Annotated in this window: 26 protein-coding genes, 1 tRNA gene and 1 pseudogene; 14 read left to right on the top strand and 14 right to left on the bottom strand. The window is 45.1% G+C overall.

The features are described from left to right. Positions 1-27: 27 nt before the first annotated feature. Positions 28-993, bottom strand: coding sequence for a calcium/sodium antiporter (locus tag NL643_RS18425; protein WP_005396236.1), 966 nt, complete (start codon positions 991-993; stop codon positions 28-30). A 374-nt stretch (positions 994-1,367) separates the two neighbouring features. Between NL643_RS18425 and mlaF the strand changes: the two genes are divergently transcribed. From mlaF to NL643_RS18465, 8 genes are all read left to right on the top strand, one after another. Next, on the top strand, positions 1,368-2,171 hold the full coding sequence (gene mlaF / locus NL643_RS18430; RefSeq protein WP_005396235.1) for a phospholipid ABC transporter ATP-binding protein MlaF: 804 nt from the start codon (positions 1,368-1,370) through the stop codon (positions 2,169-2,171). Next, a complete protein-coding gene (gene mlaE, locus NL643_RS18435) occupies positions 2,161-2,952 on the top strand; it encodes a lipid asymmetry maintenance ABC transporter permease subunit MlaE (protein WP_253644951.1) in 792 nt (263 codons plus the stop codon). The genes mlaF and mlaE overlap by 11 nt, the downstream gene beginning before the upstream one ends. A 2-nt stretch (positions 2,953-2,954) precedes the next feature. Further along, complete coding sequence (gene mlaD / locus NL643_RS18440; protein WP_012841383.1) at positions 2,955-3,443, top strand: outer membrane lipid asymmetry maintenance protein MlaD; 489 nt, start codon at positions 2,955-2,957, stop codon at positions 3,441-3,443. Between the two features lie 2 nt (positions 3,444-3,445). Then, positions 3,446-4,084: a phospholipid-binding protein MlaC gene (gene mlaC, locus NL643_RS18445; RefSeq protein WP_005396232.1), complete on the top strand. Its 639-nt coding sequence runs from the start codon at positions 3,446-3,448 to the stop codon at positions 4,082-4,084. Next, complete coding sequence (locus tag NL643_RS18450) at positions 4,084-4,404, top strand: lipid asymmetry maintenance protein MlaB (protein WP_005396231.1); 321 nt, start codon at positions 4,084-4,086, stop codon at positions 4,402-4,404. Before mlaC ends, NL643_RS18450 begins: the two co-directional genes overlap by 1 nt. A gap of 3 nt (positions 4,405-4,407) precedes the next feature. Continuing rightward, a complete protein-coding gene (ibaG, locus tag NL643_RS18455; RefSeq protein WP_005396230.1) occupies positions 4,408-4,662 on the top strand; it encodes a BolA family iron metabolism protein IbaG in 255 nt (84 codons plus the stop codon). 9 nt (positions 4,663-4,671) lie between these two features. Beyond that, positions 4,672-5,937: a UDP-N-acetylglucosamine 1-carboxyvinyltransferase gene (gene murA / locus NL643_RS18460; RefSeq protein ID WP_005396229.1), complete on the top strand. Its 1,266-nt coding sequence runs from the start codon at positions 4,672-4,674 to the stop codon at positions 5,935-5,937. Between the two features lie 146 nt (positions 5,938-6,083). Next, positions 6,084-6,809, top strand: coding sequence for a 1-acylglycerol-3-phosphate O-acyltransferase (locus NL643_RS18465; protein WP_005381088.1), 726 nt, complete (start codon positions 6,084-6,086; stop codon positions 6,807-6,809). Between the two features lie 85 nt (positions 6,810-6,894). Here NL643_RS18465 and NL643_RS18470 read toward each other — a convergent pair whose 3' ends face one another. The 6 genes from NL643_RS18470 to arcA all read right to left on the bottom strand — a co-directional run bounded on the left by NL643_RS18470 (position 6,895) and on the right by arcA (position 11,483). Next, on the bottom strand, positions 6,895-7,284 hold the full coding sequence (locus tag NL643_RS18470) for a RidA family protein (protein ID WP_005381087.1): 390 nt from the start codon (positions 7,282-7,284) through the stop codon (positions 6,895-6,897). 128 nt (positions 7,285-7,412) lie between these two features. Continuing rightward, positions 7,413-7,874 carry an aspartate carbamoyltransferase regulatory subunit gene (gene pyrI / locus NL643_RS18475; RefSeq protein ID WP_005381086.1) on the bottom strand — a complete coding sequence of 154 codons (462 nt, stop codon included), beginning with the start codon at positions 7,872-7,874 and terminating at the stop codon, positions 7,413-7,415. A gap of 15 nt (positions 7,875-7,889) precedes the next feature. Further along, a complete protein-coding gene (pyrB, locus tag NL643_RS18480; RefSeq protein ID WP_005397473.1) occupies positions 7,890-8,819 on the bottom strand; it encodes an aspartate carbamoyltransferase in 930 nt (309 codons plus the stop codon). A gap of 87 nt (positions 8,820-8,906) precedes the next feature. Next, positions 8,907-9,002, bottom strand: a complete 96-nt coding sequence (locus tag NL643_RS18485; protein ID WP_031780631.1) for a hypothetical protein — start codon at positions 9,000-9,002, stop codon at positions 8,907-8,909. Between the two features lie 99 nt (positions 9,003-9,101). Next, on the bottom strand, positions 9,102-10,106 hold the full coding sequence (locus NL643_RS18490) for an ornithine carbamoyltransferase (protein WP_012841385.1): 1,005 nt from the start codon (positions 10,104-10,106) through the stop codon (positions 9,102-9,104). A 156-nt stretch (positions 10,107-10,262) separates the two neighbouring features. Beyond that, positions 10,263-11,483: an arginine deiminase gene (gene arcA, locus NL643_RS18495; RefSeq protein WP_006742359.1), complete on the bottom strand. Its 1,221-nt coding sequence runs from the start codon at positions 11,481-11,483 to the stop codon at positions 10,263-10,265. Positions 11,484-12,066: 583 nt separating this feature from the next. Here arcA and rraB point away from each other — a divergent pair. Together rraB and NL643_RS18505 are read left to right on the top strand one after the other, a co-directional pair. Beyond that, on the top strand, positions 12,067-12,480 hold the full coding sequence (gene rraB, locus NL643_RS18500) for a ribonuclease E inhibitor RraB (protein WP_005381081.1): 414 nt from the start codon (positions 12,067-12,069) through the stop codon (positions 12,478-12,480). A 166-nt stretch (positions 12,481-12,646) separates the two neighbouring features. Then, a complete protein-coding gene (locus tag NL643_RS18505; protein ID WP_104974782.1) occupies positions 12,647-13,447 on the top strand; it encodes a hypothetical protein in 801 nt (266 codons plus the stop codon). Between the two features lie 19 nt (positions 13,448-13,466). On the opposite strand, the gene NL643_RS18510 is transcribed toward NL643_RS18505, so the two are convergent. From NL643_RS18510 to pepA, 5 genes are all read right to left on the bottom strand, one after another. Continuing rightward, positions 13,467-14,372, bottom strand: a complete 906-nt coding sequence (locus tag NL643_RS18510) for a bifunctional helix-turn-helix transcriptional regulator/GNAT family N-acetyltransferase (RefSeq protein ID WP_253644952.1) — start codon at positions 14,370-14,372, stop codon at positions 13,467-13,469. A 115-nt stretch (positions 14,373-14,487) separates the two neighbouring features. After that, positions 14,488-14,892 (bottom strand): DUF2061 domain-containing protein, encoded by a 405-nt coding sequence (locus NL643_RS18515; RefSeq protein WP_253644953.1) that lies wholly within the window; start codon positions 14,890-14,892, stop codon positions 14,488-14,490. A gap of 202 nt (positions 14,893-15,094) precedes the next feature. Next, entirely contained in the window at positions 15,095-17,953 is a 2,859-nt protein-coding gene (locus NL643_RS18520; protein ID WP_253644954.1) for a valine--tRNA ligase, read from the bottom strand. 96 nt (positions 17,954-18,049) lie between these two features. After that, positions 18,050-18,499, bottom strand: coding sequence for a DNA polymerase III subunit chi (locus NL643_RS18525; RefSeq protein ID WP_046873623.1), 450 nt, complete (start codon positions 18,497-18,499; stop codon positions 18,050-18,052). Between the two features lie 115 nt (positions 18,500-18,614). Continuing rightward, positions 18,615-20,123 (bottom strand): leucyl aminopeptidase, encoded by a 1,509-nt coding sequence (pepA, locus tag NL643_RS18530; protein WP_005397459.1) that lies wholly within the window; start codon positions 20,121-20,123, stop codon positions 18,615-18,617. 200 nt (positions 20,124-20,323) lie between these two features. Here pepA and lptF point away from each other — a divergent pair, with 200 nt between their 5' ends. Together lptF and lptG are read left to right on the top strand one after the other, a co-directional pair. Beyond that, the gene (lptF, locus tag NL643_RS18535; protein ID WP_006742363.1) at positions 20,324-21,424 is read left to right on the top strand and encodes an LPS export ABC transporter permease LptF; all 1,101 of its coding nucleotides are present in this window, start codon (positions 20,324-20,326) and stop codon (positions 21,422-21,424) included. A gap of 3 nt (positions 21,425-21,427) precedes the next feature. After that, a complete protein-coding gene (gene lptG / locus NL643_RS18540) occupies positions 21,428-22,498 on the top strand; it encodes an LPS export ABC transporter permease LptG (RefSeq protein WP_046873614.1) in 1,071 nt (356 codons plus the stop codon). Positions 22,499-22,585: 87 nt separating this feature from the next. Here lptG and NL643_RS18545 read toward each other — a convergent pair whose 3' ends face one another. After that, a complete protein-coding gene (locus tag NL643_RS18545) occupies positions 22,586-23,065 on the bottom strand; it encodes an RDD family protein (protein ID WP_005397453.1) in 480 nt (159 codons plus the stop codon). A gap of 184 nt (positions 23,066-23,249) precedes the next feature. Then, positions 23,250-24,517 (bottom strand): annotated as a pseudogene (locus NL643_RS18550) (DUF2254 domain-containing protein). 227 nt (positions 24,518-24,744) lie between these two features. Here NL643_RS18550 and NL643_RS18555 point away from each other — a divergent pair. Together NL643_RS18555 and NL643_RS18560 are read left to right on the top strand one after the other, a co-directional pair. After that, the gene (locus tag NL643_RS18555) at positions 24,745-25,410 is read left to right on the top strand and encodes an SDR family NAD(P)-dependent oxidoreductase (protein WP_253644955.1); all 666 of its coding nucleotides are present in this window, start codon (positions 24,745-24,747) and stop codon (positions 25,408-25,410) included. Positions 25,411-25,601: 191 nt separating this feature from the next. Further along, positions 25,602-25,686: transfer RNA gene (locus NL643_RS18560), tRNA-Leu, on the top strand. Positions 25,687-26,065 lie beyond the last annotated feature (379 nt).

The following is a 26,065-nucleotide window of genomic DNA, read 5'->3' on the forward strand; positions in this document are numbered from 1 at the left end:
CAGTTCTCTACTTATTTATTGTGGTAATTAAGCGGCCATGTTTGCGAATAAGTACACTTGATAACCTAGGAAGCATGCAAACAAGATTGCACCTTCAATACGGTTAATACTGCGTGATTTACCCAAACACATCGCGACAAGTAACAGTGAAACGCCTAACATGACCCAGAAGTCACGTCCCATCGCGTACTCACTCAGCACCGATGGATTAATGATGCCAGGAATGCCCATTACGGCCAGAATATTAAACACATTCGAGCCAATAATGTTACCGACGGCCATGTCGTCTTCACCTTTTAAAACACCAGCAAGCGATGCTGCGAGCTCAGGTAGACTAGTGCCGATGGCAATGATAGTCAGACCTATGACAAGATCGCTCATGCCAAAATACTTCGCAATAATCACCGCGTTATCCACTAGCATGCTTGCTGCCAAAGGAAGCAGTATCAGGCCAATAACCACCCACATGATCGCTTTAGGGTTGCTGACGCCTTCTGGGATCTCTGACTCTTGGTCATCAAGAAAAACATCACCTGATTTTTGTTCTTTGCGGCTGATCTGCAACATAGCAAATAAAAATGCCCCAAAGAGTACAAACAATAAGACACCTTCATAAAAACCGAGATGGCTATTCCAAAGCAGAATACCGGCGAGTACTGTTACTGCAATCATTAATGGCAGTTCCCGGCGGATGACCGCGGAGCTAATCGACAGAGGCTTGATGAGTGCTGTAATACCTAGGATTAAAGCGATGTTCGCGATGTTTGAGCCTAAAACGTTACCCACTGCAGTATCGGTTTTTCCGTCCCAGGCTGCGGTTGCAGAAACCATCATCTCTGGCGCAGAAGAGCCCATCGCAAGGATCGTCATGCCGATGACAAGAGGTGAAATACCGACGTTGCGGGCTATCGCTGCAGAACCAAAAACAAGTTTATCTGCACTCCATACGAGCAAAACAAGACCGACTATAAGCAACGCTACGGCTTCGAGCATGAGAATTCCTAAGTATTAAATAAGTAAAATGAATAACCGCTAATTTTGACCTTTTGCGGCCTAAAATGGAAGATAAACGACGAATAAATTAAAGGTTAGTAACGAAAATGTATGCAAATGTCGTTCATTTAAATCAGCAATTCTTGTCTAGGATTTAAACACTTTGCGCTGATTTGATCGTAATCCATAAAAAATTGCAGGTATATACTCGACTTTATTTAATTGAACAGTGCTTTAAATTCAAAGCCAATGTGCTTATGATTGCAGCCTAATAAATGTACCGACGTTACTTTATTAAACGTGAAATTCAACTCCGTTGTGTGTCAGGTTGATGATGCCGTGAGTTGCAACGCTCCGACAGTAGAAGAGATGATATGTCGAACAACGATTTAGTCACCGTGAACAACCTCACTTTTTCACGGGGAGAGCGCAAGATCTTTGATGGTATTGATCTGCATGTTCCTGAGGGCAAAGTGACGGCCATTATGGGACCATCGGGAATAGGTAAAACTACACTGCTGCGTTTAATTGGTGGTCAGTTGTATCCCGAGCAAGGAGAGATCTGGTTTGATGGCGACAATATTCCCTCTCTCTCGCGTAAAAAACTCTACCATGCTCGAAAGAAAATGAGCATGTTGTTTCAATCAGGAGCTTTATTCACTGATTTGAATGTCTTTGATAACGTCGCCTTCCCATTGCGAGAGCATACGAATTTATCTGAAGAGCTGATTCGTACCATGGTGTTGCTTAAGCTTGAAGCCGTCGGTCTACGCGGCGCGGCACAATTGATGCCGAGCGAGCTATCGGGTGGCATGGCTAGACGCGCTGCGTTGGCGCGTGCGATCGCCCTGGATCCTGATTTAATCATGTATGATGAACCATTTGTCGGACAAGACCCAATCACCATGGGTGTCTTGGTTGAGCTCATTAGTAATCTAAATCAAGCGTTAGGTTTAACTTCTATAGTCGTTTCTCACGACGTGCCTGAAGTGATGAGTATTGCCGATTGGGTTTATCTGATGGCCGATGGCAAAATTATCGCTTTTGGCACACCAGAAGAGCTTAATCAGAATCCTGACCCTCGCGTTCAGCAGTTCTTACAAGGTGATGCAGATGGTCCTGTACCGTTTCGCTTTCCTTCTCAAAGTATCGAAAAGGACTTATTTGATGGTCGATAACTTTATGCATTTTGTCGCCTCACTAGGTAGACGAACGCTCTCCATCTGCGGAGCATTTGGTCGTGCGACTTTCATGCTGATTGGGGCACTGTTTACTAAGCCACAACCGCTCAAAAGCTTTCCTCTGCTCGTTAAACAACTTTATTCCGTAGGCGTCCAGTCTCTGGCGATTATCGTCGTATCTGGGTTGTTCATTGGTATGGTCTTGAGCCTACAAGGCTATGTTGTGCTGGTGGATTACGGCGCAGAGGGCAGTTTGGGTCAAATGGTGGCGCTCGCATTGCTACGTGAATTAGGGCCCGTTGTCACTGCACTTCTGTTTGCTGGTCGTGCAGGCTCTGCGTTAACTGCAGAGATAGGTTTGATGAAAGCGACGGAGCAACTCTCTAGCCTTGAAATGATGGCGGTAGATCCTTTGAAAAGAGTGATCGCGCCACGTTTTTGGGCTGGTGCTATTTCAATGCCATTGCTGGCTATGATTTTCATGGCAGTGGGTATTTGGGGCGCCCAGCTTGTTGGTGTTGACTGGAAAGGTGTTGACCATGGCAGTTTTTGGTCAGCGATGCAGTCCTCAGTTGAACTAGGACAGGATATTGGTAACAGTATGATCAAGTGCTTTGCGTTTGCAATTACGGTTACTTGGGTCGCTCTATTTAATGGTTATGATGCTATTCCAACTTCGGAAGGGATCAGCCGAGCAACTACGCGCACTGTTGTGCATTCTTCTTTAGCAGTACTAGGACTAGACTTTGTACTGACCGCATTGATGTTTGGGAATTAATCATGCAACAAACACGTAAAACTGAATTATGGGTTGGCAGCTTTGTATTAGCGGGAATTTGCGCGATTCTTGTGATGATTTTTCAAGTTGCTGACGTAAAAAGCATTGGCTCTGGTGATACTTACACCCTCAAAGCTGAGTTCGATAATATTGGTAGTTTAAAAGTTCGCTCGCCAGTAAAAGTGGGTGGGGTTGTGATTGGCCGGGTAAGCAATATTTCGCTTAACCCAGATAACTTATTACCTGTTGTAACTCTATCGATCAATAGCAAATACAATCAATTCCCAGAAACGTCGAGCGTACAAATTTTGACGTCTGGCTTGATTGGTGAGCAATACATTGGTTTAGTGCCAGGCTTTGTTTTTGACGATGAAGTCATGCTGGTCGATGGCGATACCATCGAAGACACCAAATCAGCGCTCGTGCTTGAAGACTTAATTGGTCAAGTGCTTTACAGCGTAGGTGGTTCAGACGATTCAAGTAAGGAATAACTATGTTAGCGAGATTATTACTTTCAGTTTGTGCTGTGTTTAGCGCGTTTGGTACAAGTGCAGCAGAAGTGGATAAAACTGAACCTTATAAGATGATGAAGCAAGTGGCTGAAGTCACGTTCGAAAGATTAAAAGCTGAGCAGCCGAAAATCAAACAAGACCCAGATTTACTTAAGGTGATTGTTGAAGAAGAGCTAATGCCTTACGTCAACTACCGCTATGCTGGGTTAAAGCTCCTAGGTCCAAACCTAAAAGGAGCGAAACGTGAAGACGTACTTGAGTTTATCGATGCATTTCGCGCGTACTTAATTGCTTCTTATGCCCAAGTGCTAACGCAATACAGTGACCAACAAATTGAATTTGGTCCTGAGCCTAGCATTGATGACTCTAAGCGTATCACCAGTATTAAAGTTGATATCATCGATACGCCGCGTCCAAACATCAAGCTAGAGTTCAAATTGCGTAAAGACAACAAATCTGGTGAGTGGGAAGCGTTCGATATGATTGCGGAAGGCATTAGTTTACTCTCTAGCAAACAGTCAGAATGGAATAGCAAAATTCGTCAAGAAGGCATTCTATCTGTCGCGAAAGATCTAGAAAAATTAGCTGCGGAACCGGTTCGCTTTGAGGCGAAGAAATAATGGCCCAGACTCCCGCTCAGTGGCAATTAGATCAAAACATTCTTAAGCTAACAGGGGCACTTGATAGAGATACGGTGCCCTCATTGTGGGCGTATGCTCAGCAATGGCAACCAGCTCAAGCTGAGCTGGAATGCTCGTTAAAAGAGATAGAGCGCGTCGACTCTGCAGGAATGGTGATGTTAATCCACTTATTAGAGCATGCAAAAAAGCAAAACTGTCATATAATGCTCAGTTTCGTGCCGGCGCAACTGCGCACTTTGTTTCAACTGAGCAATGTTGAATCTTTAGTGGCCAAACACATACAGAATTATCAGGGGTAAATTGTGGATAGCGCAAAAGTACAACAGTTATTAGAAGAAGCACTAAACCTTCAAGAAGTGCATGTAAAAGGTGAAGGTAGCCACTATGAGGTGGTTGCTGTTGATGCTTGTTTCGATGGAATGAGCCGCGTTAAGAAGCAGCAGTTAATTTATGGTCCTCTGATGGAATACATCCAGCGTAACGACATTCACGCATTATCAATTAAAGCGTTCACACCAGAAGAGTGGGCTCGTGATAAGAAACTGATGTCGCTTTAAGGTTTATTGATGGAAAAGTTTCGAGTTATTGGGTCAGATAAACCACTCGTTGGTGAAGTGACCATTTCCGGTGCAAAAAACGCAGCACTGCCGATTTTATTTGCGTCTATCTTGGCGGAAGAGCCTGTAGAAGTGGCAAACGTGCCACACCTTCGTGATATCGATACAACCATGGAACTGCTTAAGCGTTTAGGCGCGAAAGTAAGCCGTAATGGTTCTGTTCACGTCGATCCAAGTAGCATTACTGAATACTGCGCACCGTATGATTTGGTGAAAACCATGCGTGCTTCTATTTGGGCTTTGGGCCCGCTCGTAGCGCGATTTGGTCAAGGTCAGGTTTCTCTACCTGGCGGTTGTGCTATCGGTGCTCGTCCTGTTGATCTGCATATTTCTGGCCTAGAGCAGCTTGGCGCAACGATTACGCTTGAAGATGGTTACGTTAAAGCTGAGGTTGATGGTCGTCTAAAAGGTGCGCACATCGTGATGGATAAAGTCAGCGTAGGCGCGACGATCACCATCATGTGTGCTGCAGCACTTGCTGAAGGCACTACAACGCTAGACAACGCGGCGCGTGAACCTGAAATTGTAGACACAGCGGATTTCCTAAATAAGCTTGGAGCAAAAATTTCTGGTGCAGGCACAGATACGATTACGATTGAAGGTGTTGAGCGCCTAGGTGGTTGTAAACACAACGTGGTTGCCGACCGTATTGAGACGGGAACATTCCTTGTCGCTGCTGCGGTATCTGGCGGTAAAGTAGTATGTCGTAACACTAACGCTCATTTGCTTGAAGCGGTTTTAGCCAAGCTAGAAGAAGCTGGCGCGCTTGTCGAAACGGGTGACGATTGGATTTCAGTTGATATGACTGATCGCGAGCTGAAAGCAGTGAGTGTACGTACAGCGCCGCATCCAGGCTTCCCGACCGATATGCAAGCGCAATTTACGCTACTAAACATGATGGCTAAAGGCGGCGGCGTGATCACTGAGACTATCTTTGAAAACCGCTTTATGCACGTACCAGAATTGATGCGTATGGGCGCGAAAGCCGAGATTGAAGGCAACACCGTTATCTGTGGTGATGTTGAGTCATTAAGTGGTGCGCAAGTGATGGCAACCGACCTACGAGCTTCGGCTAGTTTGGTAATTGCGGGCTGTATTGCTAAAGGCGAAACCATCGTTGATCGTATTTACCATATCGACCGCGGTTACGACAAAATCGAAAATAAACTGGCTGCACTTGGCGCAAATATTGAGCGAGTGAGCGAGGCAAGTTAAACTGCACCGCAGGTAACTTGGATATCAAGAGAGCCGAAACCTGAGTTTCGGCTTTTTTATATCACTCTCATGACCATAGTTATCCTTTATGGAAAGAGAGAAATTAATAGCTGTATCTGGCAAAAGCCGGTTCCTGGAGAACAAGAATGATTGCACTGTTACGTGTATTTGCTGTCGCTATCTTTGCGATTGTTATGTTTATTGGTGGTTGTGGTTACTGCCTGTTAAGCCCCCGAAACCCTAAGCACGTTTTCACTTTTGGCCGCTTGTTTGCCAAGATGTCTCGTGTATTTGGGATTAAGTTAGAGCTGCGTATTCCTGAAGATGCGTATTCACGCGGCCAACATGTTTACATTGCTAACCACCAGAACAACTGGGACATGTTTACTGTTTCTGCTGCTGTGACTCCGAAAGTTGTGACAGTAGGTAAAAAGAGCTTGGCTTGGATGCCACTGTTTGGTCAACTTTACTGGCTTACGGGTAACATTCTGATTGACCGAGCGAATCGCTCTAAAGCAAAAGGTACTATCGATCAGGTCGTGAGCAGCATGAAAGAAAGTGATGTTTCGGTGTGGATGTTCCCAGAAGGCACGCGTTCTCGTGGGCGTGGTCTGCTGCCATTCAAAACAGGTGCTTTTCATGCAGCAATTGGAGCAGGCGTGCCAATCATTCCTATCGTATGTAGCTCGACGAATAAAATTAAGCTGAACCGTTGGAACAATGGTCATGTGATTGTTGAAATGTTACCTCCAATCAGTACAGAAGGCTATGGTAAAGAGGGCATTCGCGAGCTAGCGAATATCTGTCGTGAACAGATGAAAGAGAAGCTTGAATCGTTAGATGAAGAAGTCAAACAGCGTAATGCTGCTTAAGTTTTACTGCGATATCATCACGAAAAGATAATAAAAAACGGGTAGCCTGAGCTACCCGTTTTTTTATGTTTGTCAGCAAGTGCAATTATTTGCGAACTGCAATTGCTTCAATCTCGATACCAACATCTTTCGGTAGGCGAGCGACTTCTACACAAGAACGTGCAGGGTAGTTTGCTACGCCGTGCTCATCAAAGAACTTGCCGTAAACTTCGTTCACCGTGCCAAAGTCGTTTAGGTCTTTAACAAAAACCGTTAGCTTCACGATATCTGACACTTTAAGGCCTGAAGATTCAACCACAGCCTTTACGTTTTCTAGAGACTGACGAGCTTGCTCTGCGATATCAGCAGACACTTCACCTGTCGCTGGGTTTACTGGGATTTGGCCTGAAGTAAGAACCATGTTACCTAGATCTACGCCTTGAACGTAAGGACCGATTGCTGCTGGTGCAGATTCAGTGTGAAGTACTTTCGTCATTTGATTTTTCCATCAGTTGTAGGGAATAAAGATTCTCAGTTTGCCTCTAAACCCGTGGTAGGTAAAGAGTAAAATACCCCGACATTGCGGGGTATTTTAAACGTATCACGCCTAGTCGTACGGTGTGTTTATCGTTCGGTTACGATCTCACGTGAGAACACTTTCTCGCAGTACTTACACTTTAAGCGGATTTCTTGTTTCTTTTCGAATACGCTAAAGCTGCTTTCTACTGGCTCATTGTGAGAAATACAGTTTGAATTTGGGCATTCGAAGACATCGTTAATGCGCTCTGGAAGCTCTAACGCGAGCTTTTTCACCACTTCATAATTTTCGATTTGGTTCACGGTCGCGTGAGGAGCATACAGAGCCAACTTGCTCGCTTGCTCTTCATTAATAAACACATTTTCTATTTTCAGTAGATCTTTATGACCGAGTGCCGATGATGGCAAGTTCAGACCAATCGTAACGCGCTGTGATGAATTGTGCATATCGAACAGTCTTAATACTTTGATGCCGATTTGCGCAGGGATGTGGTCGATGACTGTGCCATTTTTGATTGCTTCTACCTGCAATTGAGTTTCTTTAGCCATGGGTTTTCTCCTCGATTACAGTGTTTCGTTTAGAACAAGCGCCAACAGTGCTTGGCGAGCGTATACGCCATTTTGAGCTTGCTGGAAGAAGTAAGCATGAGGCGTTTTATCAACATCGGTTGTGATTTCATCCACACGTGGTAGTGGGTGGAGTACTTTTAGATTTTCGCGCGCCCCTTCGAGTAATGCCGCTGTCAAAATATACGCCGATTTAATGTGCGCGTACTCCGATTCGTCAAAACGTTCTTTCTGTACTCGTGTCATGTACAGAATATCTAGTTCAGGAATCACGCTCTCCATGTCCGTGTGTAGGCTATATTGAATGCCAGCTTCGTCTAGCTCTTCGCAGATGTAATCTGGCATTGCCAATGCTTCTGGTGCAACAAAGAAGAAGCGGATGTTATTAAACTTCGCTAATGCTTGAGTCAGAGAGTGCACCGTGCGGCCATATTTTAGGTCACCGACGAACGCGACGTTCAAGTTGTCTAGACGACCTTGTGTTTCCGCGATGGTGTATAGGTCGAGTAGCGTTTGAGTTGGGTGTTGGTTTGCACCGTCACCAGCGTTGATCACTGGCACGCCATTTGAGAATTCAGAGGCCAAGCGAGCGGCGCCTTCTTGTGGATGGCGCATCACAAAGGCATCGACGTAAGAAGAGATGACCTGTACTGAATCTGCGAGTGTTTCGCCTTTTTTCGCCAGAGAGGTATTACCATCATTATCAAAGCCAATCACATCACCACCAATGCGTTGAATCGCTGTTTCAAACGATAAACGTGTACGTGTTGATGGTTCAAAGAAACAACTTGCAACGACTTTGTTTTTAATCAGTTCTGGTCGAGGTGCTTTTTTAAGGCTACCTGCTGTTTCTACGATAAGTTCCAGTTCTTCGCGTGAAAGCTCTGGAATAGAGATGATGTGCTTCTGGTAAAGCGAGTTCGCCATGATCTTCTTCCCTATAACATTGATGACTACATCCAAATTGCCGAAAGGAATTTTGGACATAAAAAAACCTCCCCAAATGGGGAGGTTTTAAAATTCAATAGAATTAACGAAAATAACACCACGTAAGCGTAGTCGCTTAGCTAGAGCAAATCGCGTTTTCATGTCGGCAATTAGCTTGGTCATTTCTTAATCCTCAGACAAATTGCCGAGCATTATACGCTTAACTTTCGTGAGCGCAAGCGATTACATCATGGTTTTTAGCGGCTGTTTTGGCTTGCTAGTTTAGCTTCCTAATGTTGCTACCATCACGGCTTTGATAGTGTGCATACGGTTTTCAGCTTCGTCGAATACGATGGAGTATTCTGACTCAAATACCTCTTCTGTTACTTCAAGGCCTTTCATGCCGTATTTTTCAGCGACTTCTTTGCCGACGGTGGTCTCATCATTGTGGAAAGCCGGAAGACAGTGCATGAATTTCACATGTGGATTACCCGTTTGTTTAATCACGTCCATATTGATTTGATATGGTGTCATTAAAGCCACACGTTCATCCCATGCCTCAGCGGATTCACCCATAGATACCCAAACATCGGTGTAAAGGAAGTCACAACCCTTCACGCCTTCCTCCACGCTTTCAGTTAATGTGATTTTTGCACCAGTTTGCTGCGCGATAGTTTGGCAAGTTGCCACCAAATCTTCTTCAGGCCAGAACGCTTTTGGCGCGACAAGGCGAATATCCATGCCCATTTTAGCGGCACCCACCATGAGCGAGTTGCCCATATTGTTGCGTGCATCGCCTAGGTAAGCGAAGGTCATTTCATGCAGCTGCTTACCGCGTCCGTGCTCTTGCATGGTAAGGAAATCGGCAAGGATTTGGGTTGGGTGGAACTCATCAGTCAAACCATTCCACACTGGAACACCAGCATAAGTGCCAAGCTCTTCAACAATGGATTGGCCAAAGCCGCGATATTCGATGCCGTCATACATGCGACCTAAGACGCGTGCGGTGTCTTTCATTGATTCTTTATGGCCAATCTGAGAACCAGAAGGGCCGATGTAAGAGACTTGAGCGCCTTGATCAAAAGCTGCGACTTCAAACGCACATCGGGTACGAGTCGAAGATTTCTCAAAGATGAGTGCAATGTTTTTACCTTGAAGTGTCTTCTGCTCTGTTCCTGCATATTTTGCTTTTTTTAGCTCTGCAGACAGTTCGAGCAAGAACTGGATTTCTTTGGTTGAGAAATCCAATAGCTTCAAAAAGTTGCGGTTACGTAAATTGAAAGCCATAGCTCGTCCCTTAGTACGTGTGATTGAATTAATAGAATGCATTAAAACATATAAATGCTTTATTTGTGAATAATTATTTTTGTGTGAAACTAAAAAAGGTTGATGCACTCACATCAACCTTAGTTTTTATTCATTTAATGTAAAAGGACGAATTGGTTATATATCGTCTCGCTCTATCGGACAGCTCATGCAGCGGGCGCCACCACGGCCACGGCCAAGCTCGTTACCTGGGACTGTCAGTACTTTGATACCAGCTTTGTCGTATTTTTCGTTGGTGTATACATTGCGTTCGTAACCAATCACAACGCCCGGTTTTACGGTAAGAACGTTATTGGCGTCATTCCATTGTTCGCGCTCAGCTTCATAACTGTCACCACCAGTGGTGATGATTTTCAGCTGATCTAAGCCAAGAGCAGATTCAATCGCATGCAGGTAGTTATGAGATGCTTCAACATGCATTTCACCATTGCCTTTTGGTGTTAAGCGCCATGTGTCGAGATCTTTGCGCATGATCTCTGGGTAAACAGAGAACGTGTCCACATCCATATGGGTCATAACGGTGTCTAAATGCATGCATGAACGGTGTTTAGGCAGATCAATCGCAATCACTTCGGTTGCTTGTCCTGCCTTAAACAGGCTCGCTGCAAGGTTTTCTACACCTTGCGCGGTCGTGCGCTCAGACATACCGATCAGAACTGCACCTTTACCAATAACCAACACATCACCGCCTTCGACATTCGCATTATCATAATGCAGATCATCATCACCGAAGTATTTGATAAAGTCTTGGCCAGCAAAAATTGGGTGCCAACGATAAATCGCACGTAAGTGGTTTGTCTCACGTTGGCGTGCAGGCATCATCATTGGGTTGAGCGATACACCACCATAAACCCAGCATGAGGTATCACGCGTAAATAGGTGGTTAGGTAGTGGCTCAATAACAAAATCCAGCGGACGCTTCATTTTTGGCAGCATAGAAGATGAGGTGATCGGCAGCTCTGAGTAAGCTAAGCCACCTAAAAATATGCTGGCAAGGTGTTCATCATCCATTTCTGAAAAATATTGGCGTAGGTCTCGCGCAAAGGTTGGCCCGTAACGAAAGTCAGAAATCTGAGTATCTAGCAGCCACTGTTTTGCTTCTGGAACGGCGAGGGTTTCGACCAGTAAATCGTGGAGGAGAAGCACTTCTACATCTTGATCACGTAGCGTGCGTGCGAACGCATCGTGCTCTTCACCTGCCGCTTCTACAGCAAGAACATCATCAAACAGTAATTCATGACAGTTTGATGGAGTTAAGTGGGTTAGGGCGCGCTCTGGGCGATTTAATAGAACTCGTCGAAGTTGACCAACTTCTGATCCAACGTACAGCTTGCTCATTTTGTATCCTTACAAATTTTCCAGCCGTTAGTTATGACAAGCTTCCTAGAAAGATGCAAATCACTACGCTTTGCCTATATTCTTATTTTTTATTGTTTTTTAGATTTTAGTTTTGTTTGTTTTGCTAATGAAGTTTTGATTTGGGTTTAAATTCTATTTTGTGAAATGTGGAGAGCGTGCGTTTTTATTCTAATTTTCCCATTGAGAAAGAATACATGCATAGTGCATAAAACGTGCATTTTTATTCTCAATTATGCATTATTGAAGTAAATTTATTCGTTATGCTTCTTCGTTTTACACGTGAGTGTATTCAAGAAAGCGCCATAAACACGCACAGAAAGAGAAAATAACCGCATTAAGTGTCAGTTAGGATGTTCTGAATATTAAAAAATGCCATTTTTTGTTAATTTTTTGTTTCTTTGCATGGTCGGTTTAATATTTATATTCAAATAACCGATAAGAATCGCGGTGGTATGATGTTTGTTTGTGGCTTTTCATCGCAATCCATGCCATATTTCACCGGATCAGCATACTCAGTATCGGGTATAGTGTTTCTATCAAGTAACTAATCTGGAGCCAAAACATGTCTCACGAAGATGAATATCTATCAGTAGAAGAATTAATTGAGATTCAAAAGGAAGAGACTCGCGATATCATTGCAGCATTGCTAGAAGATGGCAGCGATCCAGATTCGCTATACGAAATCGAGCACCACCTGTTTGCAGAAGATTTTGACACGCTAGAAAAAGCGGTAGTTGAAGCATTCAAGATGGGTTTTGAAGTGCTTGAAGCGGAAGAAACTGAAGATGAAGATGGCAACAAGTTGCTTTGCTGTGACGCAACCATGGAATCAGCATTAGACGCAGAAGCCATTGATGCGCAAGTTGAAAAACTGATTCACTTGGCAGAAAAATACGACATCATCTATGACGGTTGGGGTACGTACTACGAAGGCGAAGATGCGCTTTACCCTGAAGAAGATGAAGACGACGAGTAATCAAAGCTCACCTCTTTTAGAAAAACCAGCGTTTAACGCTGGTTTTTTTATACCTTGAAAATGGCATCCAACAACAGATGAATGTGGAGGTGATAAATAATTCACATTGAGTTTATAGGGGATTTCTCCCTATAATGCGTGAAAATTGATCTAGCGCAAGGTGTATATGCAACTCTCACTCGCCGGTTTATGGCAAGTCTCTCCACTGACGGACCTCTCGATTCCACAGGATGACATCACTTTTCCCGCCCCTTTAAGTCTGGTCCTGCCTGATGAATTGACGGAGGAAGCGATCCGTCAACAAGAATGGCACCTGATGCATGACATTGAAGTGGATGAGGCGATGATGGCATTTCCTGCAGTGGAAATGGTAATGGGTGGTGTTGATTACCATGCGGAGGTACGTTTGAACGGCGTGGCTGTGTTTGATTGTGATGGCTCGCAAAGTGTGTATAAGAAAGACATTCGCCCATACATGCAAATGGGGCGTAATCGCTTTGAGATATTGTTCCTAGAGGAAGAAGAAGATCTTTTATTCGATGAGGATAAGCCAGAGCTGTGCCCGCTTTCTGAACATCAATATAAGAAAAGTGATGAGCGACTGGGCGTGTGGCAAGAACCGTACTTGCAGTTTATTCGCAACGTGCGTTTAGAGCGCGTGGCAACCGAGCAGATTTGGCACCATGGTGGCGGGTGTGAATTTAAGGTCGATTTGTATTACCAGACATTTGCACCAGGGCTAGTGTCAGCAGCGGTAAAGTTTAATGGCATGACTTACCATATCCCAATTGACGTTCGTGCAGATCACGCCAGCGCACTCTTTCAGATTGAAGCGCCAAAGTATGCTGATCTTAATGACCCTGATCCAAATGATCTCTATCAGTTGTCTGTTGAATTGGATGGGCAACGCCAAAACTTCACTGTTGCATTGAGCCAGGAGCTTTGCGTTACCCACGTTGTGCTTTAACGTCTGATAATATTTTTTATTACAGTACCTTAAGCATTACGACTTCACATGCATCATGCCCTGTTTGCCCAAGCGGGGCATCGAGATGCTCAAAGCCTAGCTTTTCATACAAGCCTACCGCCTCTCTTAGACATTCTGTTGTCTCTAAATAGCACTGCTGATACCCAAGCTGTTTCGCCAGTTGTAAGCTCAATGCGACGATGCGTTTGGCTAAACCGTGTCCTCGTGTTTGAGGTAAGAAGTACATCTTTTGCAGCTCACACACATTTGGCTCACCAGCTAAAGGGGCAAAGCCACCGCCACCAACGATCTCTCCGCGATGTTCAATGACCCAATAGGCGGCGCCGCATTGATTGTAAACCGAATACATATCATCAAGCGTTGGATCGGCCACACCATAACCTTTGTCTGCGGTTAAGCCGTATTCAGCAGAGACTTTACGAATCACATCTGCGACTTGCGGGTTGTCTGCTTTAGTAAGAGGTCGAAGAACGTATTCCTCAGCCTGACACACTTTTGTTAGCCCTTTTAGGTAAGTCTCTAAACCAAGTTTGAGTTGTTCTTGCTCACAGTCATCAAGTTGTGTAAGCAACTGCTCAAAAAAGCTGTTTTGCTGTTGGTCTAGTTGCGCTAACGCCTGCTGTCCTTGAATTGTGAGCACTACGAGTTGGCTTCGTTTATCTTTCGGGTTTTCGATGCTCTCAACCAAACCTAATTTAATCAAACCAGTAATGGTGCGGCTTGCATTGGACTTGTCGACACTAAGCTGCTGCGCCAGTTGGTTGATGGTCAATGGCTGCAATTGGATTTCACCTAATGCGTGCGCTTGTACCGGGGTAAGAGCGACATCGCCGCATTGTTTATCGAGCATACCAAGCAATCGGACGGCTTGACGGGAGTAGTGTCGGAGTTGACGAGCGTTCATTATCACTTACCTCTAAAAATAAAGTTGCGCACCGCAATTAAATTAATTGCGGTGCGCAACGTTGTCAATGATAAATGTCATTTGGCTCGTTAGGAGATGTAGTGAGCCTCCATGTTTAAGCGTGGTGATGTAAACAAAACTGCGGTGCTGGAGTTTTTGCTGATGATTTACGCATCCATACTTTCTCGTGGAAGTAGTAAGCCACCGTATTCAAACTCGGCTCTAGCATCGCCATTACGCCGCCGACAAATGCATCACCTGTTAGTAAGTAAACCACGGTAAAAGCGACGCTGAAGTGCACGGTCGCAAAGCTTGCGGTTTTTAATCTGGTCATCCACTGACGAGCTTTAAGTGCTGGGACTTTTGCCCATGCCTTTTCATGAAAGTAGAAGGCTACGGTGTTCACTGAAGGCTCAATCATGGCAATTAAACTACCAATTAAAACGTCGCCTGTGAGTACGTAAGCGACACTAAATGCGATAGTAAAATGCAGTGCTGCGAAAGTTAGTGTCTTTTTCATGATAATTACTCAATCGTGTTTGTTTCGATGAGTTTATTATTGATAATAATTCTCATTAATGCTAATGGATGATGAGTATTGTTGCGATAGGGGAAAGCTATTGATGATGGTTTTTGGTGAAAGATATACAAAAAAGGTTGACCATGATGGCCAACCTTTGGATTCAAAGTGAGAAGTGTTAGTTCTTCTCTTTCACTGAGGCTTAAAGTGCAGCGATCGTTGTCTTCTGCTCTTCTAGCTTAGCTAGTGTCTCTTTGTAGCCTTCAAGCTTCTCACGCTCTTTAGCAACAACCGCTTCAGGTGCTTTCGCTACAAAGCCTTCGTTGCCCAGTTTGCCTTCGATACGCTTGATTTCGCCGTGCGTCTTCTTGATTTCGCCATCTAGACGAGCAAGCTCTGCATCTTTGTCGATCAAACCCGCCATTGGGATCATCAGCTCAGACTTGCCAACCAGTGCCGTTGCACACGCTGGGGTTTCTTCGCCAGCTTCAAGCACGCGTACTGCTTCTAGCTTCGCTAGAGACATCAATACTTGTTTGCTTGCTTCTAGACGAGAGGCGTCTTTCTCATTCGCTGCTTTCAGCATAACGTCTAGAGGCTTGCCAGGGTTGATGTCGTACTCAGCACGTAGGTTGCGGATGCTAGTGATGAACGCTTTCACCCATTCGATGTCGTCTAGCGCTTCTTGGTGGAAGTTCGCTTCGTCAAACTGAGGCAGAGTTTGTAGCATGATTGTCTCGCCCTCAACACCGTCAACTAGTGGCTTGATGCTTTGCCAGATAGTTTCTGTGATGTAAGGAATCACTGGGTGAGCCAGACGTAGCGTCTTCTCAAGTACCGTGATTAGTGTACGGCGAGTACCACGCTGTTGCGCTTCAGTACCTTTCCATAGAACGGGTTTAGTTAGCTCTAGGTACCAGTCACAGAATTGGTTCCAGATGAATTCGTAAAGTGTGTTTGCAGCCATATCTAGACGGAAGTTGTCGATATGGTTGTTGAACGCTTTCGCTGCGAGTTCAAACTGAGACTCGATCCACTTGTCTGCTAGAGAGTACTCGATCTCACCTTCACCAAAACCACAATCTTGCTCTTCTGTGTTCATCATTACGTAACGGCTTGCGTTCCATAGTTTGTTACAGAAGTTACGGTAACCTTCAAGACGCTTCATATCCCAGTTGATATCGCGACCTGTTGATGCCATTGCTGCAAGAGTGAAACGCAGTGCGTCTGTACCGTATGCTTCGATACCGTTTTCAAACGTCTTACGCGTGTTCTTCTCAATCTTCTTCGCTAGCTGAGGCTGCATCATGTTGCCACAACGCTTCTCTACTAGAGACTCTAGGTCGATACCATCGATCATGTCGATTGGGTCAAGTACGTTACCTTTCGACTTCGACATCTTGTCGCCGTTTTCGTCACGAATTAGGCCGGTAACGTAAACTGTCTTAAATGGTACTTGTGGTTTGCCATTTTCGTCTTTCACGAAGTGCATGGTCATCATGATCATGCGGGCAACCCAGAAGAAGATGATGTCGAAACCAGTTACTAGAACGTCTGAAGGGTGGAATACTTTCAGATCGTCAGTTTGCTCTGGCCAACCTTGAGTACCGAACGTCCATAGCGCAGAAGAGAACCATGTATCCAGTACGTCTTCGTCTTGGTGCAGCTCAATTACTGACTCTAGGTTGTTGTTCTTGCGAACTTCTTCTTCAGTGCGACCTACGTAAACATTACCTTGGTTGTCGTACCAAGCTGGGATGCGGTGACCCCACCATAGCTGACGAGAGATACACCAGTCTTGAACGTCACGCATCCAAGAGAAGTACATGTTTTCGTATTGCTTAGGAACGAATTGGATGTCGCCGTTTTCTACTGCTTCAACCGCTGTTTTCGCTAGAGGCGCAGTACGTACGTACCATTGGTCAGTTAGCATTGGTTCGATAACCACGCCACCACGGTCGCCGTAAGGAACTTGTAGATCGTGATCTTTCACTTCTTCAAGTAGACCTAGCTCGTCGAATTCAGCAACGATAGCTTTACGCGCGGCAAAACGCTCCATACCGTGGTATTTAGCTGGTAGCTCAGTGCTGTAAGCGTCGCTTGCTTCGCCGTTAGTGTTGAATACTTCTGCTGCGTCGCGGATGTTCGCGTCGAAAGTCAGAATGTTGATCATTGGTAGCTGGTGGCGCTTACCAACTTCGTAGTCGTTGAAGTCGTGCGCAGGTGTGATTTTCACACAGCCAGTACCTTTTTCCATATCGGCGTGCTCATCGCCCACGATTGGGATGCGACGATCAACGATAGGAAGGATGATTTCTTTACCGATAAGATCTTTGTAACGTGGATCTTCTGGGTTAACTGCAACACCCGTATCGCCTAGCACGGTCTCTGGACGAGTCGTTGCAACAACGATGTAGTCTTTGCCATCCGCTGTTCTAGCGCCATCTGCTAGTGGGTAGCGGAAGTGCCACATGTGGCCTTTAGTGTCTTTGTTCTCTACTTCTAGATCTGAAATCGCTGTGTGTAGCTTTGGATCCCAGTTAACTAGACGCTTACCGCGGTAGATTAGATCGTCTTCGTATAGACGTACGAAGACTTCTTGAACGGCGTTAGATAGACCATCGTCCATCGTAAAGCGTTCACGCTCCCAGTCTACAGATGCGCCAAGACGACGAAGCTGCTTAGTGATAGTGCCGCCAGATTCGCCTTTCCATTCCCAGATTTTGTCGATGAAAGCTTCACGACCGTAATCGTGTTTTGTTTTGCCTTCTTCTGCAGCGATCTTACGCTCAACAACCATCTGAGTTGCGATACCAGCGTGGTCAGTACCTACTTGCCAAAGGGTGTTTTTACCCTTCATACGTTCACAACGGATAAGCGTATCCATGATCGTATCTTGGAACGCGTGGCCCATGTGTAGGCTACCAGTGACGTTCGGTGGCGGGATCATGATGCTGTATGATTCTTTAGTAGTGTCACCGTGTGGCTTAAAGTAGCCTTTCTCTTCCCAAGTCTGATACAGAGCTTGTTCGATTGAAGTTGGGTTGTATGTCTTTTCCATAGCGCTCTTTTAATGGATACGTTGATGGTTGAATCTTAGTCAATCTTTATAAGTGAGGGATCTTAACAAGATCGCCTTAACTATAAGGATTGACCGTTAAGGATATTGAATTTCGATCGTTTGCAGCTGGTAACCTGCTTGACGGTAAATTTTATATCTTTCTCTTGCGAGTTGTTTAGCTTTTTCTTCGCAGGGCACGAAGTCTACCACTTGAGCAAACTTGTTCGCAAAGGTTGTCTCATTTTCCGCCAAATTAATTACCAATTGACGATTCCAAGACGGCTTTACACCGTTATGGCCGATCTCAATATTGGTGGCGTATTTCGGTCCTTCGCCTACGAGGTTATGTGCCATGAACTTGTCTGCATCAACTTGCCAAAAGGCTTCAGCGAGCTGCTCGGCGTGTGGTTTGTCTTGGCAGTTTAAATACACTTTAGCGCCTTGGCGGGCAAAGTGCTGCGCCAAAAACACAATGTACTCTTCAAAGCCAGCCACCGTTGCTTGCGGGCTCTCTTCGTTAATGATGTAGAAGGTTGCAGTTTGCATCATTCTCTCACTTGCCTTGGGTCTCTTCCTAAGACCATCTTAAATCCCATTTTCATTTTAGAAAATTAGGATAATAAAAAAGGGCCTTGCGGCCCTTTTAGATTTTGTTCAGAAATTACTCTTCTGTCTCTTGGCCGCTGCGGTTCAAAAGGAATTGGACAAGCATTGAGACAGGACGGCCCGTTGAGCCTTTCGCTGCGCCTGATTTCCACGCAGTACCTGCGATATCGACGTGAGCCCAGTTGTACTTCTTCGCGAACTTAGATAAGAAGCAACCCGCAGTGATAGTACCAGCAGGGCGGCCACCAATGTTTGCCATATCCGCAAACGGGCTCTTCAGCTGCTCGTGGTACTCATCTGCCATTGGTAGACGCCATGCACGGTCACTCGCTTGCTCTGAAGCGTTAACTAGCTCATGAGAAAGAGGGTTGTGGTTAGAGATAACGCCACTGATGTGGTGACCTAGTGCGATAACACAAGCGCCGGTTAGCGTTGCAACGTCAACCACGCAGTCTGGTTCGAAACGCTCTACGTAAGTCAGTGCGTCACAAAGAACAAGACGACCTTCCGCATCCGTGTTCAGAACTTCTACAGTTTGACCAGACATGGTTGTAAGGATGTCACCTGGACGGTAAGCGTTGCTGCCAGGCATGTTTTCACAGCCCGCTAGAACACCAATAACGTTGATTGGTAGGTTTAGCTTCGCTAGCGCTTTCATTGTACCGAATACCGATGCCGCACCACACATGTCGTACTTCATCTCATCCATACCTTCGCCCGGTTTTAGAGAGATACCACCTGAATCGAAGGTTAGACCTTTACCTACTAGCACAATAGGTTTTGCATCTGAGTCAGGATTACCTTTGTACTCGATGATAGACATCATAGATTCGTTTTTAGAACCACGACCGACTGCTAGGTAAGAGGTCATACCCAGTTTTTCCATCTCTTGCTCACCAATGATTTTGGTGGTTACGGTTTCGTAATCGTCCGCCAGACGACGAGCTTGAGAAGCAAGGTAAGCTGGGTTAGCTACGTTTGGTGGCATGTTGCCAAGATCTTTTGAGGCTTTGACACCAGATGCGATAGCGAGACCATGAGTGATTGCTTTTTCACCCAAGTTTAATTCACGACGCGTTGGTACATTGAAAACAAGCTTGCGCAGTGGGCGGCGAGTCTCAGGTTTAACGCTCTTGAATTGATTAAATGTGTATAGACCATCTTTAGTCGCTTCTACAGCCTGGCGCACTTTCCAGTATGTATCACGACCCTTAACATGCAGTTCAGTTAGGAAACATACCGCTTCCATTGAGCCTGTCTCGTTAAGTGTGCTGATCGTCTTTTGAATGATTTCCTTGTACTGGCGCTCGCCAAGTTCACGCTCTTTGCCGCAACCGACAAGTAAAACGCGCTCTGACAAAACACCTGGTACTTGATGCAGTAGCAGCATCTGACCAGGTTTACCCTCTAGATCACCACGGCGAAGTAGTGAACTGATGTAACCGTCACTGATTTTATCAAGTTGTTCGGCTACTGGAGAAAGGCGACGTGGTTCAAACACACCAACAACGATACATGCGCTACGTTGTTTCTCTGGACTGCCACTTTTTACACTGAACTCCATGCGTACTCCTACATCCTGAAGACAAATTGCTCTAAATGTTAGATAATGATCGCTTACTTGTTGAATTTTAGCTCCAGGCTTACATGCAGAGCTGATTAAGCGACTAACATCTAGTTTATAATTTTTAAAAAAATAAATGGTTCAACGGGAAACTATAGTGATTCGACCAAAAAAACAAGTTTTGTATAGGTAATTTCAGCGTGATTATTGTTAGATATTTGATCCGCGAAACACTCAAGAGCCAATTTGCGATTTTTTTCGTACTTTTTTTGGTGTTTGTAAGCCAGAAATTCATAAGTGTTCTTGCTGATGCTTCTGATGGGGATATTCCTGCTGGATTGATTTTCTCGATTGTTGGTTTGAATATGCCAGCAATGGGTCTATTAATGCTGCCTTTAAGTCTGTATATCGGCATATTGATCACATTTGGTCGTCTGTATGCAGAGAGCGAAATTGTCGTGATGAACGCGACAGGTATTGGTAACAAATTCCTGGTACAAGCGGCCTTGTACTTAGCGCTGATTACTTCTGCTGTGGCGGCTTTTAATGCATTGTGGTTATCGCCGTGGTCTCAAGACCGTGTAGAGCAACTTTATGAACAAGTGGCGGCAGAAAACAGCGTTGACTTGCTAAAGAAAGGGCAATTCCAAGGCACGCCAGATGGTTCATCGGTTGTGTTCATTGATGACATTAAAGACAATACATTGAGCAACGTTTTTGTCGCGCAGATGCGCCCGAGAGATTCAGTATTGCCGAGTGTGATGTTCTCGTCCTCTGGTGAAGTAAAAGAACTGTCGGACGGCCGTCAGGTCATCACCATGAAAGAAGGCACGCGTTATGAAGGTGTGCCGACTCGCGTTGAATATATGATCACAAAATTCGATGAATACGAAGGCGTTATCGGCCAGCGTGAGGTCAAAAAGAAAGGGCGAGATTGGGAAGCGTACCCAACGGTTGATTTGATTGGACACCCAGACCCAGAAGCACAAGCAGAGCTGCAATGGCGAATTTCGTTATTTGTGTGTATTCCACTCTTAACGATGCTGGTTATTCCTTTGTCGGCGGTGAATCCGCGTCAGGGACGATTTGCCAAAATGGGGCCCGCGATTCTTATTTATCTAGCGTATTTCCTGGCGATTAGTGCAACAAAATCTGCATTAGAAGATGGTGACATTCCGGCGGCAATCGGCATGTGGCCTATTAATGCGATGTTACTGATTGTCGCAATCATGGCCAATATGATGGACAGCGTTGCTGCTCGACGAATAAAAGACAAATTCCGTAAGAAGAGGCTCGCGTAAGCTGTGTTCAAAATCTTAGACCTTTACATCGGTAGAACCATCATCTCTACCACTGCCTTGGTTTTAGCGACGTTTGTTGGCTTATCGGGCATCATCAAATACGTAGAACAGTTACGTAAAGTAGGGCGAGGCGTGTATGACCTCACTCATGCATTGTATTTTGTGTTGCTCAGTGTGCCGCGTGATATCGAAATGTTCTTCCCAATGGCGGCATTACTCGGCGCCCTGATCGGCTTAGGTATGTTGGCGTCAAGCTCTGAGCTGGTGGTGATGCAAGCTGCTGGTTTCTCAAAGTTGGATATCGGGTTGTCGGTGCTCAAAACGGCGGTGCCACTTATGCTTATCGTTATGACGTTAGGGCAATGGGGCGCTCCAGAAGCACAAAAAATGGCGCGTGACTTACGTGCGTTTGCGATATCGGGAGGTAGTATTGTCTCAGTTCGTTCTGGAGTTTGGGCTCGTGACGCAAACGACTTTATCTTTATAGGTAAAGTCGAAGACGACAAGCTTTATGCTTTAAATATGTGGCGTTTTGATGATGATAAGAATCTACAAAAGGTTATCTTTGCTGAAGAGGTCGACTATCAACAAGATAACAATTGGTTGATGCGAGACGTACAAATCACGGATATGAAAAATGAAAACGTGATTTCGAAGCAAGACATCGAACAGATGGAATGGCATACGTCATTGGCTCCAGATAAGCTAGCTGTGGTGACGGTAAAGCCTGAAGAGTTATCACTGAGCGGTTTGTATGATTACGTGACCTATCTGAAAGCATCAGAGCAAGATGCATCTCGCTATGAATTGGCGTTTTGGCGTAAGTTGACACAGCCGCTTTCAATTGCCGTGATGATGTTGATGGCGCTATCGTTTGTTTTCGGTCCACTCAGAAGTGTGACCATGGGGGCAAGGGTATTGTCGGGCGTGGTTGCCGGGTTTACTTTTTATATATCCAGTGAGTTCTTTGGCCCATTAAGCTTGGTGTATGGCATATCCCCTGTGTTTGGTGCATTGGCCCCGAGCCTGGTGTTTTTAGCTATTGCGATTGCGCTGCTGAGAAGAAAGCTGTAGCTGAAGTATCACCGAATAAACCATGTTTCATTGGACTAAATGTAAAAGGAAGGCATTATGCCTTCCTTTTTTGTAGTCCCGGATAAGTTAGTTTGCCTTAGGCAACACAACAACCTCTGTTTTTGCCCAAATGTCGTGGAACCCACGTTTCTTGGGATCAATCGGTACAGTCAGGTTTGCCAAACCAAAGCCAGATGTTGCAATACGAATCAGGGCTTGAGTGACTGTAATCGGCGCGCCGTCTTTGGCATTGCGAACTCGAAGTTTCCAAGCGCGCATCCCAAGTGTTTGTCCTGCTCGCGTCCAGAAGAAGACAAAGAAGTATATCCACACAACCGCAAGATACAGTGTAAATAGAGGGCTTAATACAGGGTGCTTTCCGAGCATATCAGCGGCATCTGCGTACTCGCCATAGCTCAACAGCCCTGCTGCATTTAGTGCAAATACAACGGCCATAACAATACCTGCGGCCATCATTTCAATTGCGATAATAATCAATGTGTCGTAAATCAACGCTGCAAGTCGACGAAAGAGACCAGCAGGTGGAAGAGTTGTAGACGTTGTCATTATTCCATCACTTACCTTAAAAATTGTGCGTCAGAATATAGATTCCCTCACCAAGAGAAAAGAGACCTAACGCACAGAGTCTTTAATAATGCATAAACGAAGTGACTTTTCTGCTGTGTGTTATGAATATATACCATGATGTACAAGGCCTTTCGGTAACCTATTTCAACTGAATTTTACTTGCCTAACCATTAGCTTTTTGGTCTGTAACTAGATTAGACAGATGAGAGAGTTGGTGTTTCTCATCTTCGGTATAATGCTGGCTCAAGGAGAGCTCTAAAGCTTTTTCTGATAGCTTGGTTGCAGGTGATAAAAACAACTTGGGGTGCATACTAGAAAGAGCCAGCAAGGCTTTTTGTAGGCGAATCTGTATTTGGAGTTGCGCTGCACCATCGTGCGCGATTGGCAAAAAGACATCATCAAACAAATCCTGGCAGCTCAATGCGGGCACAAATAGTCTAGGGTATCGAGTCTTGGTGGGAGGTTCGCTGAGTAACTCTCCCCATAATGAAAGCGCTCGTACAGAACGCCCAAGAACATCAATCGCGGTACCGTTATCATTCACGGCGGGGGAGAGAGCTCGTGAGGGATCTCCGCCATGACGACCAATCCAAAACGAGGATCTTGATCATAGGAACGCTCCGTTCGAATCGTGAAGGCCGCAGTTATTTCGTTTTCGTCTGGCAACGCTCCACAAACCCAAGCCAATGGTTGACTCACATACACAAAACTTCCTGGTTGTCGTTCAAGATAGATGGTGCATTGGTTTGCTTCAGCAATACTATCGAGATGATGCATATCAACATGCTGTAAGTAGCCAATTTCTTGGCTGAAAATAGGTGCACTTCCTCTGGGTTTATGTTCTGGGTGGCTCCACGGGTGAGCACCTAGCCAACGCTCTTTGCCCCGTTTTCTTATCGCATCTAACAAGGCTTGCTCCACGTATGACGTGGTTTCACTGACCCTCCCTAGTACGGAAAGGTGCTGAATCCAACGTAGCAGAGTGAGTATGATCATCACGATTACGGCGATGGTCACGATGAACAGATAAATTTGTGCTTGTTGATGATAGGCACCAATGCCTAGCGCGATAATGCCTACTAAGCTAAATAAAAAAGAGCCAAGAAAGGTTGCCAAAGCATTTTGCGTTGTGCTGTCTTCCATCAACAGTTTGGTGGCCCGTGGCGTTACCCCTGCACTAGCGGCACTGTACGCTGAGACCATTATATTGAGCGAGAATGTGGTCACCGCAAGCATGGAAGTCGCGAGGATATTTAATATGTTGTTAAGCAAATCCTTACTGACGTTGATTGCAGGAGGCAGAGTAATGAACTGGTTTAAAACAATGGATATTAGGGCGGTGGCGACAGCAAGTAAGGCATAAAGTGACGTGCGAACCCACGGTTTGCGCGTCATTTGCTTCAGTAACCATTGCCATTTTGACCCAGTCATTCGTATGCTCCTATTAGGCTCTTACTCGAAAGTCGATAGAAAATTCAGAAAGTTATTCTTGCTTAAGCATAGGTTAAATCTTCCTCGTTCTACTTGGTATTTCATGCATCATGAGAGTAAGAAAGCCGCTTGCTTCAAAGAATGGTGTTCTTGAGGTGTGAATTACCAAGATTCTGTTACCTTAATTGATAGATACATTAAAAGTATGTGATTGATAAGAGGTAGCCATGATTGTAATTACAGGTGCAAGTAGCGGTTTAGGGGCAGAGCTGACAAAGCGTTATGATGCGGAAGACAAAGAGACGTATATCATAGGAAGAAACACAGAAAAACTATCCGCACTAGCAAAACAACTCTCTCATAACGTCGGCTATCAAGCTTGCAACCTCTCATTACATCAAGATGTGAAACACCTATTTGATGGGATGAAACAGCCGCCTGAAATGGTCATTCATAGTGCAGGAAGTGGTTATTTTGGCGAACTGGAAGAGCAGGAGCCGGAAGAGATTCAAAAACTGATTGATAATAACCTGAATTCCGCCATTCATGTATTAAGAGAGTTAGTAAAGCGTTACAAAGATCAACCGATAAAAGTGGTCATGGTTATGTCTACTGCTGCGCAACAGCCTAAAGCGCAAGAGTCTACGTATTGCGCTGTGAAGTGGGCTGTCAAAGGATTAATCGAGTCGGTTCGTTTGGAGTTAAAAGGAAAGCCAATGAAAATTATCGCGGTTTATCCTGGTGGAATGGATACGGAATTCTGGAAGACAAGCGGCAACACGATGGACACGAGTCACTTCATGCAAGCGGAAGATGCTGCCGAGATGGTCCATACGGCTTTGTCGAGCATTGGGAATGGTTATGTTTCTGATATTACAGTGAATAGAGTTTAAAAAAGAGTTACGTATACTCATTTTCATCTGGATCAGTAGTAGGAAATGGAGTGTACGTTTCTTATCAGTACAGCTTTGTCACACTTTGTGGCGAAATTATCAACAAACGATAGTTATTTAAGGTATTTCTGCTTGCGCAGGTCAAAAGCTTCCGTATAATGCCAATCATCAAAGGGCAATAGCCCAAAGATGCCGGTGTGGTGAAATTGGTATACACGACGGATTCAAAATCCGTTGCCTTCGGGCGTGGCGGTTCAAGTCCGCCCACCGGTACCATACATAGAAAGGTCGCTCTTATAGCGGCCTTTCGTCGTTTTAGGCGTTTGTAAATATTCGATTTTTCAGGTGCTTATCTCAAAATTCCTTTCCTGCTATCGCCTCTTTTTTCGCTCCAATAGACTCACTTTATCTACCTTAAAATTTCTCCTATGGTCCATATATGGTTCATCGCATGACGATTCTGTGCGCAAGGGAATCCCAGTCAATCCAACAAATTACAGTTAATGCAAAGTTGCGGGTCAGTATTAGCAAGGGTTGCGAGCCAGAAGAAGCATGGTACGACCATGGTGACTTTACGGTGCTATGCGGTTTGGTTTTGGGTTTTATGAGGCAACTGATCGTTTTGATGGATAGTCGAAAAGCCGGTTTGAGATAG

This window comes from Vibrio sp. Y42_MX_L11, assembly GCF_024181785.1.
Lineage (GTDB): Bacteria > Pseudomonadota > Gammaproteobacteria > Enterobacterales > Vibrionaceae > Vibrio > Vibrio diabolicus.